Here is a 15,252-nt window from a genome sequence, read left to right on the forward strand (position 1 = left end):
CGCTAGGTTTGAAAGTAAACCCTCTCGACTCAGAGGGAACCCAAATCCAGCAGTTTTTGCAGGTACTGACCATAGCCAGTCTTTTTCAGCTTATCGGCCTGAGCGCTCAACTGTTCAGCGGTAATCCAACCGTTGTTGTAGGCGATCTCCTCCAGGCAGGCCACTTTCAAGCCTTGACGCTGCTCGATCGTGTGCACGAAGTGACTGGCCTCGAGCAACGAGTCGTGAGTCCCCGTGTCCAGCCAGGCAAAACCGCGTCCGAGCATTTCTACATTGAGGGTGTTCTGCTCGAGGTAGGCGCGGTTAACGTCGGTAATTTCCAGCTCGCCACGCTCGGACGGCTTAATGTTCTTGGCGATCTCGACAACATCGTTGTCGTAGAAGTACAGGCCGGTCACTGCATAGTTGGATTTTGGCTTCAGCGGTTTCTCTTCAATGCTAAGAGCGCGACCGGTTTTGTCGAACTCGACAACACCGAAGCGCTCCGGATCGGAGACGTGGTAGCCGAATACGGTAGCGCCATGTTCTTGAGAGCTGGCAGAACGCAGGTTGTCCGAGAAGTGCTGACCGTAAAAGATGTTGTCGCCCAGGATCAGACAGCAAGGATCTTCGCCGATGAACTCTTCGCCAATGATGAAGGCTTGTGCCAGACCGTCAGGACTAGGTTGCTCGGCGTAGGTCAGTTTGATGCCGTACAGGCTGCCGTCACCCAGCAGCTTGCGGAAACATGGCAAGTCTTCAGGCGTGGAGATAATCAGGACTTCACGCATGCCCGCGAGCATCAGCACCGACAGCGGATAGAAGATCATCGGCTTGTCGTAGATCGGCAGCATCTGCTTGGACACGCCGAGGGTCAACGGATGCAGACGCGTGCCCGAGCCGCCAGCGAGGATGATGCCTTTACGATTTGTCGTGCTCATTTATTCAGAACTTCCCTAAGCATTCGGGTTACGCCACTTTGCCAATCCGGCAAGTGTAGAGAAAAGTTGTCACGCAGCTTCTGAGTATTCAAACGCGAATTCAGAGGGCGGCGCGCAGGTGTTGGGTAAGCCGTCGTTTCAATCGGATTGATCGCCGTTACGGCGAGCTGCTCGCCGTTGTCTTGGGCGAAGCCGATCACATGGCTAGCATAGCCGTGCCAGGACACTTCGCCACTGGCCGCCAAGTGATACAAGCCCGACAGCTCGGGACGTTGCAGAACTTGTTGAATGGCCAACGCAGTCACGTCGGCAATCAGGTCTGCACCCGTCGGGGCTCCAATCTGGTCGGCGATGACGCTCAAGGTTTCGCGATCCTTGGCCAGACGCAGCATGGTCTTGGCGAAGTTGTTGCCGCGAGCGCCATAGACCCAGCTGGTGCGAAAGATCAGGTGTTTGCAGCCCGACGCGGTAATTGCCTGTTCACCGGCCAGTTTACTGGCGCCGTAGTGATTCACCGGGGCGACTGCATCTGACTCTTGCCACGGAGCAGAACCCTGGCCGCTGAAGACGTAATCAGTCGAGTAATGAATCAGCCAGGCACCCAGAGTCGCGGCCTCTTCGGCCATGACCTGGCTTGCCTGACCGTTCACACGGTCGGCCAGCTCGGTCTCGGACTCGGCTTTATCGACAGCGGTGTAGGCGGCAGCGTTGACGATAACGTTCGGGTTGACCTGACGGATCGTTGTGCGCAAAGCGTCGAGATCGGACAGATCACCACACAAACCATCGACCACATGGCGCTCCAGGGCGATCAACTCACCCAGCGGCGCGAGGGAGCGCTGCAGCTCCCATCCTACCTGGCCGTTTTTTCCCAGCAGGAGGATTTTCATGCTTTGTTCGAACGATCTGCGTAGTTTTGATCGATCCACTGTTGGTAGCTACCGCTCTTCACGTGAGCGACCCATTCAGTGTTGTTGAGGTACCACTCGACCGTTTTGCGGATGCCGGTTTCAAAGGTCTCTTCCGGCGTCCAACCCAGCTCACGCTGGATTTTGCTGGCATCGATTGCGTAACGCTGATCGTGGCCCGGGCGGTCCTGAACGTAAGTGATCAGGCTGGCATGTGGACGGTGAGCAGAATCGGGACGCAATTCGTCGAGCAGAGCGCACAGGGTATGCACCACTTCGATGTTTTGCTTTTCGTTATGGCCGCCGATGTTGTACGTCTCGCCGATAACGCCTTCGGTCACGACTTTGTACAGTGCGCGGGCGTGGTCTTCGACGTAGAGCCAGTCGCGGACTTGGTTGCCTTTGCCGTAGACCGGCAGCGGCTTGCCTTCCAGTGCATTGAGAATGATCAGTGGGATCAACTTCTCAGGGAAATGGCATGGGCCGTAGTTGTTCGAGCAGTTGGTGACCAGGGTCGGCAAGCCGTAAGTACGGCTCCAGGCACGAACCAGGTGATCGGAACTGGCCTTGCTGGCGGAGTATGGCGAGCTTGGCTGATACGGTGTGGTTTCGGTGAAGAGGTCTTCCGGACCTTCGAGGTCTCCGTAAACTTCGTCAGTCGAAATATGGTGAAAGCGGAAGTTGGTTTTACGCGCATCATCCAGCGCCGCCCAATAGTGGCGTGCAGCTTCCAGCAGAGTGTAAGTACCGATGATGTTGGTCTGGATGAATTCAGACGGACCAGAGATCGAGCGGTCAACGTGGGACTCTGCGGCCAGGTGCATGATCGCATCCGGCTGGTGTTCACGCAGGACGCGGTCTACCTGATCACGGTCGCAGATGTCGACGCGCTCGAATACGTAACGCGAGTTGTGGCTAACTTCGGCCAATGACTCAAGGTTACCGGCGTAAGTAAGCTTATCGACGTTAACGACAGCGTCGGTAGTGTTGGAGATGATATGACGGATGACTGCCGAGCCGATAAACCCGGCGCCGCCGGTTACTAGAATTTTCACGCGAAACCATACCCTTGAGTTACTGACAGGACCGCCAACCGAGCACTGTCAAATCCATGAACGCAGAAGCCATCAAGTCAGCTGAGGCCTCTGACAGAGTCAGTCTGAACCGATGTGGGAATATGCCACTATCGGACAAGCGCAGCATTTTACAGCTTAATGACGGTTTTACTAATGGATATAGACAAAGTGTGGCTAAAGTTTAGTGCACCTTCCGCGCCATGTCGCAATCAGACAAGGCGCTTGCGTGAAACTCTGGAAGTTCGCCCCAGAAACCAGCCCAGGATCGGCCCGATCACCATCCCGATCAGCAGCGCAACAACCATGACCAGCGATACCGGCAGTTGCGGTCCCGCCCAACCCAGGAACAACAGGGAAACCGATTGCTGATTCTCGAGAACGAACGCCAGGATCGCCAAAATCAGCAACAGGACGAATACGGCGAGCAGTACACGCTTGAGGTTACGCATGAGCGGTTCCTTGAATAACGGAGGCCGTCAAAGCCCTTCCTCCTCGTCCTCGTTCACACGATCGCGCAATTCTTTGCCTGGTTTGAAATGCGGCACGAACTTGCCGTCGAGGCTGACGGACTGACCGGTTTTTGGATTGCGACCTACGCGCGGTGCGCGGTAGTGCAAGGAGAAGCTGCCAAACCCACGGATCTCGATGCGATCACCGGTGGCCAGACATTGGGACATTTGTTCGAGCATGGTCTTGATGGCCAGCTCCACATCCTTGGATGAGAGCAGCCCTTGATGGGTGACAATTCGTTCGATCAACTCCGACTTCGTCATATTTTTCCCTTCTTTTTCAAGCAGCTAGATCAGCGCTTCAAAGGTTTTAGCACGCCCGGGTGAATTTGAACAGCCCGAGTTTTGACATACCTCACCAGCAATGAGATGACCTATTCCAGAGTAACGAATCACTGATCGTGCACTCACACACTCATCGACAGATGACCAGCATGGTGCGCGTCAGATAGCCCGCAGGATTAAAGCCAAAGGGGTACTCATCCTCGTCTTTGGCATCATCGGACCTGGCTACAACTTTGTAGCCCGCCGCCTTGCACTCCTTGTTAGCTCGCTTGCGACACTTCTCCCACCCCGACCCCAATCCTGAACAATCGATCTCGATGCCACTTACCCCACGCACTGCATGAGTCTTGGCATTAGTGGTACAGCCCGCCAGTGTCAGCAATGCTATTACGACAATGAGCTTGTTCATTCACTTCCTTAGGCCGGACACACCGCCCGACGGTCGTTCGCTGCAAGCTAAAGACTAGCTGTAAATAAACGATTGATCCTATTAAAGAAAGAGACAACTTGTCGGGAGGATTGGTTTCACGGCAAACAATCGCAGCGCCGCGAAACCATCAAAATCACCAAATCACAGGCGCAAAAAAGGGCGACCGAAGTCGCCCTTTTTCTATGGTCTGACAGAACTTAGTTCTGTTTTTCCATTTGTGCACGCAACAGGTCGCCCAGAGTGGTAGGACCAGCAGCGATGTCAGCAGCAGGCTTGTCTTTCAAGCTCTGGATTGCTTCTTTCTCTTCAGCATCGTCTTTCGACTTGATGGAGAGCTGGATTACACGGCTCTTGCGGTCAACGCTGATGATCTTGGCTTCTACTTCCTGGCCTTCTTTCAGAACGTTGCGCGCGTCTTCAACGCGGTCACGGCTGATTTCGGAGGCTTTCAGAGTCGCTTCGATATCGTCGGCCAGAGTGATGATGGCGCCTTTGGCGTCAACTTCTTTCACGATGCCTTTAACGATTGCGCCTTTGTCGTTCTCTTGAACGTACTCGGAGAACGGATCGCTTTCCAGTTGCTTGATACCCAGGGAGATGCGCTCGCGCTCTGGGTCAACCGACAGGATAACGGTGTCCAGCTCGTCGCCCTTCTTGAAGCGGCGAACGGCTTCTTCGCCCACTTCGTTCCAGGAGATGTCGGACAGGTGAACCAGACCGTCGATGCCGCCGTCCAGACCAATGAAGATACCGAAATCGGTGATCGACTTGATGGTGCCGGAGATTTTATCGCCCTTGTTGAACTGGCCAGAGAAATCTTCCCATGGGTTAGATTTGCACTGTTTGATGCCGAGGGAGATACGACGACGCTCTTCGTCGATGTCCAGAACCATAACTTCCACTTCGTCGCCGACTTGTACGACTTTCGAAGGGTGGATGTTCTTGTTGGTCCAGTCCATTTCGGAAACGTGTACCAGGCCTTCAACGCCTTCTTCCAGCTCAGCGAAGCAGCCGTAGTCGGTCAGGTTGGTTACACGAGCGGTAACGCGAGTGCTTTCTGGGTAACGGGCTTTGATAGCAACCCATGGATCTTCGCCCAGTTGCTTGAGGCCCAGGGAAACACGATTGCGTTCGCGATCGTACTTCAGAACCTTGACATCGATCTCGTCGCCAACGTTGACGATTTCGGAAGGATGCTTGATACGCTTCCAAGCCATGTCGGTAATGTGCAGCAGGCCATCGACGCCACCCAGATCGACGAAGGCGCCGTAATCGGTGAGGTTTTTGACGATACCTTTGACTTGTTGGCCTTCCTGCAGGGATTCCAGCAGAGCTTCACGCTCAGCGGAGTTCTCGGCTTCGAGGACGCTACGACGGGAAACGACAACGTTGTTGCGTTTCTGGTCAAGCTTGATGACCTTGAATTCCAGCTCTTTGCCTTCCAGGTGCGTGGTGTCGCGCACAGGACGGACGTCAACCAGAGAACCTGGCAGGAACGCACGGATGCCGTTAACGTCGACAGTGAAGCCGCCTTTAACCTTACCGTTGATAACGCCCTTGACCACTTCTTCGGCTGCGAAGGCTGCTTCCAGAACAATCCAGCATTCAGCGCGCTTGGCTTTTTCACGGGACAGCTTGGTTTCACCAAAGCCGTCTTCAACCGAGTCCAGAGCAACGTGAACTTCGTCACCGACGTTGATAGTCAGTTCGCCAGCATCGTTGTAGAACTGCTCAAGCGGGATGAGTGCTTCAGACTTCAGGCCAGCGTGAACGGTTACCCAGCGAGCTTGGTAATCGATATCAACGATAACACCGGTGATGATGGAGCCTGCCTGAAGGTTCAGGGTTTTTAGGCTTTCTTCAAAGAGTTCCGCAAAGCTTTCGCTCATTTTAATTCCTGTTGAATAAGGGCGAAGGATACGCCCATCTCCACATCCCAGACGACGTGGGTTATGTTCATTTGAAGAAACGACGCAGGACTATGACTGGTCCCCTGAGTCGCTTCTTGGTCACCCGGCGATATCGCGAATGGCGATTTCACTCATGATGCGTTCCAGCACCTGATCGATGGATAATTCCGTGGAATCCAGCTGTATGGCGTCAGCCGCCGGTTTGAGCGGGGCTACCGCTCGCTGGGTGTCACGCTCATCGCGGACACGTATCTCATCTAGCAGACTCGACAGACTAACACCATCGACTTTGCCCTTCAACTGCAAGTATCGACGGCGCGCACGCTCCTCGGCACTGGCAGTCAGGAATATCTTCAGCGGTGCATCGGGGAAAACCACCGTGCCCATGTCGCGACCATCGGCCACCAAACCCGGAGCCTCCTGAAACGCCCGCTGGCGCTGGAGCAGCGCATCACGCACGGCCGGCAGCGCAGCGACCTGGGAAGCCCAGGCGCCGACTTGTTCGTTGCGCAAATCATCAGTGACATCGTCACCTTCGAGAATGATCCGCTGCGGATGACCTTCGGTCGCGCCGACGAATTGCACGTCCAGATGAGCGGCCAGCAGCTTAAGCGACTCCTCATTGGTCAGATCGACGCCATGATTACGCGCGGCGAATGCCAGCAGACGGTACAGCGCACCGGAATCCAGCAGGCACCAGCCCAGACGCTTGGCCAGAATCCCGGCAATAGTGCCCTTGCCCGAACCGCTAGGCCCGTCGATGGTGATGACCGGTGGCTTGATAATCACGACTGAGCCTCTTGTGCAACACGGATACCGACCTGCGCGCACAGCGCGAGGAAGTTCGGGAACGACGTCGCGACGTTGGCACAGTCATGAATGCGGATCGGTGCAGTGGCGCGCAGCGAAGCCACGCTGAAGGCCATGGCAATCCGGTGATCGCCGTGTCCGTGCACTTCGCCGCCGCCGATCTGGCCGCCGTCGATGATGATGCCGTCCGGGGTCGGCTCGCACTTGACGCCAAGCGCCAGCAAGCCATCCGCCATGACCTGAATCCGGTCCGACTCTTTAACCCGCAGCTCTTCGGCGCCACGCAGGATGGTGCGCCCTTCGGCACAGGCGGCGGCTACGAACAGCACCGGGAATTCGTCGATGGCCAGCGGAACCAGCGCTTCAGGAATCTCGATACCTTTGAGTTTAGCTGCACGTACGCGCAGATCCGCAACCGGCTCACCGCCGACTTCACGCTGGTTTTCCAGGGTGATATCAGCGCCCATCAGACGCAGGATGTCGATCACGCCGGTACGGGTCGGGTTGATGCCGACGTGCTCAAGCACCAGCTCCGAGCCTTCGGCGATCGACGCGGCCACCAGGAAGAACGCGGAAGACGAGATGTCGCCCGGCACTTCAATGTGGGTCGCAGTCAGCTTGTTACCCGACTCGACCGAAGCGGTCGCCCCGTTGACGGAAACCGGGTAGCCGAAGCCACGCAGCATGCGCTCGGTGTGGTCGCGGGTTGGAGCCGGCTCGGTGACGGTGGTCTTGCCTTCGGCGTACAAACCCGCCAGCAGCAGGCAGGATTTAACCTGGGCACTGGCCATCGGCATGGTGTAGGTCAGGCCTTTGAGCTTGTTGCCGCCGCGAATGGTCATCGGCGGACGACCTTCAGCAGCAGTCTCAATCACGGCGCCCATTTCACGCAGCGGATTGGCCACGCGATTCATCGGACGCTTGGACAGCGAAGCATCGCCCGTCAACGTGCTGTCGAAGTTCTGCGCAGCCAACAGGCCAGACAGCAGACGCATCGAAGTGCCGGAGTTGCCCAGATAGATCGGGCCCGGCGCAGGTTTCAAGCCATGCAGGCCGACGCCGTGAATGGTCACGCGACCGTGGTGCGGACCTTCGATCACGACGCCCATGTCGCGGAAGGCTTGCAAGGTTGCCAGGGCGTCTTCGCCCTCGAGGAAACCTTCCACTTCGGTAACGCCTTCAGCCAGGGAGCCGAGCATGATCGAACGGTGGGAAATCGATTTGTCGCCCGGTACTCGAATCCGCCCAGTCAGGCGGCCACCAGGTTGTGCCAGGAAAATCAGGTCGTTGGAATTCATAGCGTCCACATAAGCCCGGCGGGCCAGGATTTTACTGAAATGTTCGCGGGCAACCCGGGCGCGAGTGAAAACGCCCAACAATTGGTGCCCATCCCCTGCATCGACCGCGTCGCGCAAGGCGTCGAGGTCGCTGCGAAATGTATCGAGTGTGCGCAGGACAGCTTCGCGGTTGGCGAGGAAGATGTCGTGCCACATGACCGGGTCGCTACCCGCAATTCTTGTGAAATCGCGGAAACCGCCGGCAGCGTAACGGAAGATCTCAAGGTTTTCATTGCGCTTGGCCAACGAATCGACCAAACCGAACGCCAACAAGTGCGGCAAATGGCTGGTCGCCGCCAACACTTCGTCATGACGCTCGACCTGCATGTGCTCGACATCGGCGCCCAATTCGCGCCACAAACGGTCGACCACTGCCAGCGCTGCCGGATCAGTCTGATCCAGCGGCGTCAAAATCACTTTATGGCGACGGAACAGTTCGGCATTGGAGGCTTCCACCCCGCTCTGCTCGGAACCGGCAATCGGATGCCCCGGCACGAAACGCGCCGGCATGCCGCCAAACGCTTCGGTTGCCGCGCGCACCACATTGCCTTTGGCGCTGCCGACGTCGGTAAGAATTGCTTGGCCCAAGTCCATACCGGCCAACCGACCGAGCATTTTTTCCATAGCCAGGATCGGCACAGCCAGCTGAATCACGTCGGCGCCCTGGCAAGCAACGGCCAGGTCTTCTTCGCAGCGATCCACCACACCCAACTCAACCGCCAGTTTGCGCGACTGCGGGTCGAGATCGACCCCGACCACTTCGCGGCACAGGCCGCTTTCACGCAAACCCTTGGCAAACGAACCGCCGATCAACCCCAGACCGACCACCACCAGGCGACCGATCATAGGTTCAGCAGATTGCAGTGCAGTGACATCAACCACGAGCCAGAACCTTGGTCAGCGCCTCAAGGAAGCGGCTGTTTTCCGCCGGCAAACCGATGGTGATGCGCAAGTGATTCGGCATGCCGTAATTGGCCACCGGACGCACAATCACGCCTTCGCGCAGCAAACCCTGGAAGACCGGTGCCGCAACACGGCCCAGATCGACGCAGATGAAGTTGCCCTTGGACGGAATCCAGCTCAACCCCAACTCGCGGAAACCCGCTTCCAGTTGCTGCATGCCGGACTCGTTCAGGCGACGGCTTTCAGCCAGGTACTCAGCGTCTTGCAGCGCAGCGCATGCAGCGGCCAGAGCCAGGCTGTTAACGTTGAACGGTTGACGCACACGGTTCAGCACATCCGCGACCACCGCCGTGGACAAGCCATAACCGACCCGCAATGCCGCCAAGCCGTAGGCTTTGGAGAACGTGCGCGAAACCAGCAGGTTCGGGTAGGCCGCCAGATAGTCCAGGCCGTCTGGCAAGTCGCTGCCTTCGGCGTATTCGATGTAGGCCTCGTCCAGCACCACCAGCACGTGTTCCGGTACATCCTGCAGGAATTCGTCCAGCGCTTCGGCGCCAAACCAGGTCCCGGTCGGGTTGTTCGGGTTGGCGATGAACACTACGCGGGTATCGGCATCGATCGCGGCCAGCATGCCCGACAGATCAAGACCCCAGTCTTTGGCCGGGATCACTTTTGCCGTAGCGCCAACGGCTTGGGTCACGATCGGATAGACCGCAAACGCGTGCTCGCTGAATACCGCGTTCAGGCCCGGCGCCAGATAGGCACGGGCGACCAGTTCCAGAATGTCGTTGGAACCGTTGCCCAGCGTCACCTGATTCAGCTCGACGCGGCACTGATCGGCCAGCAGGGTCTTGAGCGCAAAACCGTTGCCGTCCGGATAGCGGGTCAGCTCGGCCAATGCTTCGCGAATCGCCGCCAGAGCCTTGGGACTGGCGCCCAACGGGTTTTCGTTGCTGGCCAGTTTGACGATGCTGGCCGGATCGATGTTCAGCTCGCGCGCCAGTTCGTCCACGGGTTTGCCCGGAACGTAAGGCGAAAGTTGTTGCACGCCCGGCTGTGCCAGAGCGAGGAAGTCACCACTCATTTGCTACCGCCCTTAGAGAACTGCTTTCGGGTAGGAACCCAGCACTTTGAGTGCCACTGCTTCCTGACTGATCTTTTCCAGCACACCTTTGACCAGTGGGTCGCGGTGGTGGCCGACGAAGTCGATGAAGAACACGTAGGTCCATTTACCGCTGCGCGAAGGACGCGTCTCGATTCGCGTCAGGTCGATGCCGTTGTCGTGGAACGGCACCAGCAACTCGTGAAGTGCGCCAGGCTTGTTGCTCATGGAGACGATGATCGAAGTCTTGTCGTCGCCGGTCGGCGGCACTTCCTGGCTGCCGATCATCAGGAATCGCGTGGAGTTGTCCGGGCGATCCTCGATTTTCTCGGCCAGACGGGTCAGCCCGTACAAGCCTGCGGCCATATCGCCGGCAATCGCCGCCGAGTTCCACTCACCCTTGACCCGCTTGGCCGCTTCGGCGTTGCTGGACACCGCCACGCGCTCGACATTCGGGTAATGGGCGTCCAGCCACTTGCGGCACTGGGCCAGGGACTGGGCGTGGGAATAGATGCGACTGATGCTGTCGGTCTTGGTGTTTTCACCGACCAACAGGTGGTGGTGAATCCGCAGCTCGACTTCGCCACAGATCACCATGTCGTGTTCCAGGAAGCTGTCGAGGGTGTGGTTGACCGCGCCTTCGGTGGAGTTTTCCACCGGAACGACGCCAAAGTTCACCGCACCGGCCGCCACTTCACGGAACACTTCGTCGATCGCTGCCATTGGCTTGCTGATCACGGCGTGACCGAAGTGCTTCATGGCTGCGGCTTGGGTGAAGGTGCCTTCAGGGCCGAGGTAAGCCACTTTCAGCGGCTGCTCGAGGGCCAGGCACGAGGACATGATTTCGCGGAACAGCCGCGCCATCTCTTCGTTGCCCAACGGCCCCTGGTTACGCTCCATGACGCGCTTGAGCACCTGAGCTTCACGCTCAGGACGATAGAACACCGGCACTTCGCCTTCGGCCAGCGAGGCCATCTTTACTCGCGCAACTTCCTGGGCGCAGCGTGCGCGCTCACTGATCAGCTCCAGGACTTTCTCGTCCAGGGCATCAATGCGCAGGCGCAGTGCCTTGAGTTCTTGCTCAGACATTAACCGTGTTCCTTCTCGAACTCTGCCATGTACGAAATCAGTGCGTTGACCGCAACGATGTCGACGGCGTTATAGATGGAGGCACGCATGCCACCCACGGAACGGTGACCCTTGAGGTTCAACAGGCCACGCTCTTCGGCACCGACCAGGAATGGCTTGTCGAGACGATCGTCCGCCAGGCGGAACGGCACGTTCATCCACGAGCGATCCGATTTGTTGATCGGGTTGCTGTACAAGCCGCTGGCGTCGATGAAGTCGTACAGCGTGCGCTGCTTCACTTCGTTGAGCTTGCCGATGACTTCAACACCACCCTGCTCTTTCAGCCACTCGAATACCAGACCCGAGAGGTACCAGGCCAGGGTTGGCGGGGTGTTGTACATCGAGCCGTTGTCGGCCGCGACCTTGTAGTTGAGCATGGTCGGGCACAGGGAACGGGCATGACCCAGCAGGTCTTCGCGAACGATGTTGACGACGACGCCGCTCGGGCCGATGTTTTTCTGGGCACCGGCGTAGATCATGCCAAAGCGCGAAACATCGATCGGACGCGACAGGATGTCCGAGGACATGTCGGCGACCAGCGGAACATCGCCGGTTTCCGGGATCCACTGAAATTCCAGACCACCGATGGTTTCGTTCGGCGCGTAGTGAACGTAAGCCGCATCTTTCGACAGGTTCCATTCGTTCTGACCGGGAATAGCGAAATAGTCGTAAGGCTTGGCGGTGGCGGCGACATTGACGTGACCGTAGCGCGAAGCTTCTTCGATGGCTTTCTGCGACCAGATACCGGTGTCGATATAGTCGGCGGTGCCGCTTTCCGGCAACAGGTTCAGAGGAATCTGAGCGAATTGCTGGCTGGCGCCACCTTGCAGAAACAGCACTTTATAGTTCGAGGGGATATTCAGCAGATCACGCAGATCCTGCTCGGCCTTGGTGGCGATGGACACGAACTCATCGCTGCGATGGCTCATTTCCATGACCGACAAGCCCTTGCCGTGCCAATCAAGGAGTTCACCCTGGGCGCGCTGCAGGACAGCTTCGGGAAGTGCCGCAGGACCGGCACAGAAGTTATAGGCTCTCTTGCTCACATCCAATCTCGCTCTGATTTGGTGGTATCACGCAAACATATCAGTCGACGCAGATCCAATGTGGGTGCGGGCTTGCTCGCGAAAGCGGTGTAACAGGCGACATCGATGTTGAATGTCAGTCCGTCTTCGCGAGCAAGCCCGCTCCCACACTCGATCTCCATGGGCGTCGATAATTTCATTGCAGACAAACAACAAGGGGGCGAATTCTCATCCGCCCCCTGTCTGTCCGCTTACTCCTGCGGTTCTTCGTCAGCGGCGGCGTCGAGTTGCTGATCTTCAACAACGTCGTCGATCACGACTTCGCCGTCGAACACTGCACCCTCTTCACCTTCTTCCAGCTCTTCGCCTTCGACTTCCGACGGCTCCTGAACCCGCTCCAGACCTACCAGCGTTTCATCGCTGGCCAGTTTGATCAGGGTCACGCCCTGGGTGTTACGACCCAGACTGGAGACTTCGTCAACACGGGTACGAACCAAAGTGCCCTGGTCGGAAATCAGCATGATTTCCTCGCCGTCGAGCACCTGGACTGCACCGACCAGACGACCGTTACGGTCGTTGCTGACCATGGCGATAACGCCCTGACCGCCACGTTTGTACTCAGGGAACTCGGTGATCGCCGTGCGCTTGCCGAAACCACGGGCCGAAGCGGTCAGGATCTGGCTGCCTTCTTCCGGGATCAGCATGGAAATCAGCTTCTGGCCTTCCGGCAGACGCATGCCGCGGACACCGCGAGCGGTACGGCCCATGGCGCGAACGTCGGTTTCCTTGAAGCGAGTCACCTTGCCGCCGTCGGAGAACAGCATGACTTCGCGCTCGCCATCGGTAATGGCGGCAGAGATCAGTACGTCACCTTCGTCCAGCTCCAGCGCGATCAGACCGACGCTGCGTTGACGGCTGAAGGATTCCAGCGGGGTCTTCTTCACGGTGCCTTTGGCAGTGGCCATGAAGATGAAGTGACCTTCGGTGTATTCGTCGACCGGCAGCATGGTGGTGATGTATTCATCACTGTCCAGCGGCAGCAGGTTGACCAGCGGACGACCACGGGCAGCGCGGGAGGCTTCCGGGATTTCGTAGGTTTTCAGCCAGTACACCTTGCCTTTGCTGGAGAACAGCAGCAGCGTGGTGTGACTGTTGGCGACCAGCAGGTGAGCGATGTAGTCCTCATCCTTGACGCCGGTAGCCGATTTGCCTTTACCGCCACGACGCTGAGCCTGGTACGCAGCCAATGGCTGGGTCTTGGCGTAGCCACCGTGGGAAATGGTCACGACGCGCTCTTCTTCCGGGATCATGTCACCCAGGGTCAGGTCGAGACGGGCATCGAGAATCTCGGTGCGACGCACGTCGCCGTATTCGGCGCGGATCACTTCCAGCTCTTCGCGGATCACTTCCATCAGGCGCGTGGCGCTGCTGAGGATGCGGATCAGCTCGCCGATCTGGTTGAGGATCTCTTGATACTCGGCCAGCAGCTTTTCGTGTTCCAGGCCGGTCAGGCGGTGCAAACGCAGTTCCAGAATGGCTTGCGCCTGTTCTGGCGACAGGAAGTACTTGCCTTCGCGCAGACCGTATTGCGGGTCCAGAGTCTCTGGACGGCACGAATCGGCACCGGCACGTTCAACCATCGCGACCACGGCGGAAGATTCCCACGCAGTCTTGATCAGCGCTTCCTTGGCTTCCGACGGGGTTGGCGAGGCCTTGATCAGGGCGATGACCGGGTCGATGTTCGACAGGGCAACCGCTTGGCCTTCCAGAATGTGACCCCGTTCGCGGGCTTTACGCAGTTCGAACACGGTACGGCGGGTAACGACTTCGCGACGGTGACGAACGAAGGCTTCCAGCAGGTCCTTGAGGTTCAGGATCCGCGGACGGCCGTCGATCAGCGCGACGATGTTGATACCGAACACCGCTTGCAGCTGGGTCTGGGCGTAGAGGTTGTTGAGAATCACCTCAGGCACTTCGCCGCGACGCAGTTCGATCACGACGCGCATACCGTCCTTGTCGGACTCGTCGCGCAGCTCGGTGATGCCTTCGAGCTTCTTCTCTTTTACCAGCTCGGCGATCTTCTCGATCAGACGGGCCTTGTTCAACTGGTAAGGGAGTTCGGTGATGACGATCTGCTGACGGCCACCGACCTTGTCGATGTCTTCGATCATCGAGCGGGCGCGCATGTAAATGCGGCCACGACCGGTGCGGTAGGCTTCGATGATACCGGCGCGACCGTTGATGATCGCGGCGGTCGGGAAGTCCGGACCGGGGATGTATTGCATCAGCTCATCGATGGTCAACTCAGGGTTGTCGATGAGTGCCAGGCAACCGTCGATGACTTCACCGAGGTTGTGCGGCGGGATGTTGGTCGCCATGCCCACGGCGATACCGCTGGAGCCGTTGACCAACAGGTTGGGAATACGGGTCGGCATGACCGCCGGGATCATTTCGGTGCCGTCGTAGTTCGGCACCCAGTCCACGGTTTCTTTGTGCAGGTCAGCCAGCAGCTCGTGCGCCAGCTTGGTCATGCGCACTTCGGTGTATCGCATGGCCGCGGCGTTGTCGCCGTCCACGGAACCGAAGTTGCCCTGACCGTCTACCAGCAGGTAGCGCAGCGAGAATGGCTGCGCCATCCGAACGATGGTGTCGTACACCGCGGTATCACCGTGAGGGTGATACTTACCGATCACGTCACCGACAACACGGGCAGATTTCTTGTACGGCTTGTTGAAGTCGTTGCCCAGCTCGCTCATCGCGAACAGCACACGCCGGTGCACGGGCTTCAAGCCATCGCGCGCATCCGGCAGTGCCCGCCCGACAATTACGCTCATCGCGTAGTCGAGGTAGGACTGCTTCAGCTCGTCTTCGATATTGACCGGGAGGATTTCTTTGGCCAGTTCGCCCAT

13 protein-coding genes are annotated in these 15,252 nt (G+C 58.1%); all 13 read right to left on the bottom strand.

Features of this window, described 5'->3' with window-relative positions; all coding sequences use genetic code 11:
• Positions 1-29: 29 nt before the first annotated feature.
• The 13 genes from rfbA to gyrA all read right to left on the bottom strand — a co-directional run bounded on the left by rfbA (position 30) and on the right by gyrA (position 15,252).
• On the bottom strand, positions 30-920 hold the full coding sequence (gene rfbA / locus ACMXYH_RS23390; RefSeq protein WP_140893341.1) for a glucose-1-phosphate thymidylyltransferase RfbA: 891 nt from the start codon (positions 918-920) through the stop codon (positions 30-32).
• On the bottom strand, positions 917-1,810 hold the full coding sequence (rfbD, locus tag ACMXYH_RS23395; RefSeq protein WP_415765112.1) for a dTDP-4-dehydrorhamnose reductase: 894 nt from the start codon (positions 1,808-1,810) through the stop codon (positions 917-919). The genes rfbA and rfbD overlap by 4 nt, the downstream gene beginning before the upstream one ends.
• Positions 1,807-2,883: a dTDP-glucose 4,6-dehydratase gene (gene rfbB / locus ACMXYH_RS23400; protein WP_415765113.1), complete on the bottom strand. Its 1,077-nt coding sequence runs from the start codon at positions 2,881-2,883 to the stop codon at positions 1,807-1,809. The genes rfbD and rfbB overlap by 4 nt, the downstream gene beginning before the upstream one ends.
• 230 nt (positions 2,884-3,113) lie before the next feature.
• The gene (locus tag ACMXYH_RS23405) at positions 3,114-3,353 is read right to left on the bottom strand and encodes a LapA family protein (protein WP_056744083.1); all 240 of its coding nucleotides are present in this window, start codon (positions 3,351-3,353) and stop codon (positions 3,114-3,116) included.
• Between the two features lie 27 nt (positions 3,354-3,380).
• The gene (ihfB, locus tag ACMXYH_RS23410) at positions 3,381-3,677 is read right to left on the bottom strand and encodes an integration host factor subunit beta (RefSeq protein WP_003369729.1); all 297 of its coding nucleotides are present in this window, start codon (positions 3,675-3,677) and stop codon (positions 3,381-3,383) included.
• 151 nt (positions 3,678-3,828) lie between these two features.
• Complete coding sequence (locus ACMXYH_RS23415; RefSeq protein ID WP_415765114.1) at positions 3,829-4,107, bottom strand: hypothetical protein; 279 nt, start codon at positions 4,105-4,107, stop codon at positions 3,829-3,831.
• A gap of 218 nt (positions 4,108-4,325) precedes the next feature.
• A complete protein-coding gene (gene rpsA / locus ACMXYH_RS23420; protein ID WP_033055812.1) occupies positions 4,326-6,017 on the bottom strand; it encodes a 30S ribosomal protein S1 in 1,692 nt (563 codons plus the stop codon).
• A gap of 120 nt (positions 6,018-6,137) precedes the next feature.
• A complete protein-coding gene (gene cmk / locus ACMXYH_RS23425) occupies positions 6,138-6,827 on the bottom strand; it encodes a (d)CMP kinase (RefSeq protein ID WP_008148720.1) in 690 nt (229 codons plus the stop codon).
• On the bottom strand, positions 6,824-9,031 hold the full coding sequence (locus ACMXYH_RS23430; RefSeq protein WP_415767743.1) for a bifunctional prephenate dehydrogenase/3-phosphoshikimate 1-carboxyvinyltransferase: 2,208 nt from the start codon (positions 9,029-9,031) through the stop codon (positions 6,824-6,826). The genes cmk and ACMXYH_RS23430 overlap by 4 nt, the downstream gene beginning before the upstream one ends.
• Positions 9,032-9,059: 28 nt before the next feature.
• Entirely contained in the window at positions 9,060-10,172 is a 1,113-nt protein-coding gene (gene hisC, locus ACMXYH_RS23435; RefSeq protein WP_415765115.1) for a histidinol-phosphate transaminase, read from the bottom strand.
• 12 nt (positions 10,173-10,184) lie between these two features.
• The gene (pheA, locus tag ACMXYH_RS23440) at positions 10,185-11,279 is read right to left on the bottom strand and encodes a prephenate dehydratase (protein ID WP_007899727.1); all 1,095 of its coding nucleotides are present in this window, start codon (positions 11,277-11,279) and stop codon (positions 10,185-10,187) included.
• Positions 11,279-12,364: a 3-phosphoserine/phosphohydroxythreonine transaminase gene (gene serC / locus ACMXYH_RS23445; protein WP_415765116.1), complete on the bottom strand. Its 1,086-nt coding sequence runs from the start codon at positions 12,362-12,364 to the stop codon at positions 11,279-11,281. Before serC ends, pheA begins: the two co-directional genes overlap by 1 nt.
• A gap of 230 nt (positions 12,365-12,594) precedes the next feature.
• Positions 12,595-15,252 carry a DNA gyrase subunit A gene (gene gyrA, locus ACMXYH_RS23450; protein WP_008148713.1) on the bottom strand — a complete coding sequence of 886 codons (2,658 nt, stop codon included), beginning with the start codon at positions 15,250-15,252 and terminating at the stop codon, positions 12,595-12,597.

Origin of the sequence: Pseudomonas frigoris (genome assembly GCF_047758635.1) — a bacterium.
GTDB classification, from domain to species: Bacteria; Pseudomonadota; Gammaproteobacteria; order Pseudomonadales; family Pseudomonadaceae; genus Aquipseudomonas; species Aquipseudomonas frigoris.

Bases quoted from the DNA above. Each gene is read 5' to 3' on its own strand.
- ACMXYH_RS23415 (WP_415765114.1), bottom strand. From the start codon at position 4,107: ATGAACAAGCTCATTGTCGTAATAGCATTGCTGACACTGGCGGGCTGT.
- rpsA (WP_033055812.1), bottom strand. From the start codon at position 6,017: ATGAGCGAAAGCTTTGCGGAACTCTTTGAAGAAAGCCTAAAAACCCTG.
- ihfB (WP_003369729.1), bottom strand. From the start codon at position 3,677: ATGACGAAGTCGGAGTTGATCGAACGAATTGTCACCCATCAAGGGCTG.
- ACMXYH_RS23430 (WP_415767743.1), bottom strand. From the start codon at position 9,031: ATGATCGGTCGCCTGGTGGTGGTCGGTCTGGGGTTGATCGGCGGTTCG.
- pheA (WP_007899727.1), bottom strand. From the start codon at position 11,279: ATGTCTGAGCAAGAACTCAAGGCACTGCGCCTGCGCATTGATGCCCTG.
- gyrA (WP_008148713.1), bottom strand. From the start codon at position 15,252: ATGGGCGAACTGGCCAAAGAAATCCTCCCGGTCAATATCGAAGACGAG.
- rfbD (WP_415765112.1), bottom strand. From the start codon at position 1,810: ATGAAAATCCTCCTGCTGGGAAAAAACGGCCAGGTAGGATGGGAGCTG.
- hisC (WP_415765115.1), bottom strand. From the start codon at position 10,172: ATGAGTGGTGACTTCCTCGCTCTGGCACAGCCGGGCGTGCAACAACTT.
- rfbA (WP_140893341.1), bottom strand. From the start codon at position 920: ATGAGCACGACAAATCGTAAAGGCATCATCCTCGCTGGCGGCTCGGGC.
- ACMXYH_RS23405 (WP_056744083.1), bottom strand. From the start codon at position 3,353: ATGCGTAACCTCAAGCGTGTACTGCTCGCCGTATTCGTCCTGTTGCTG.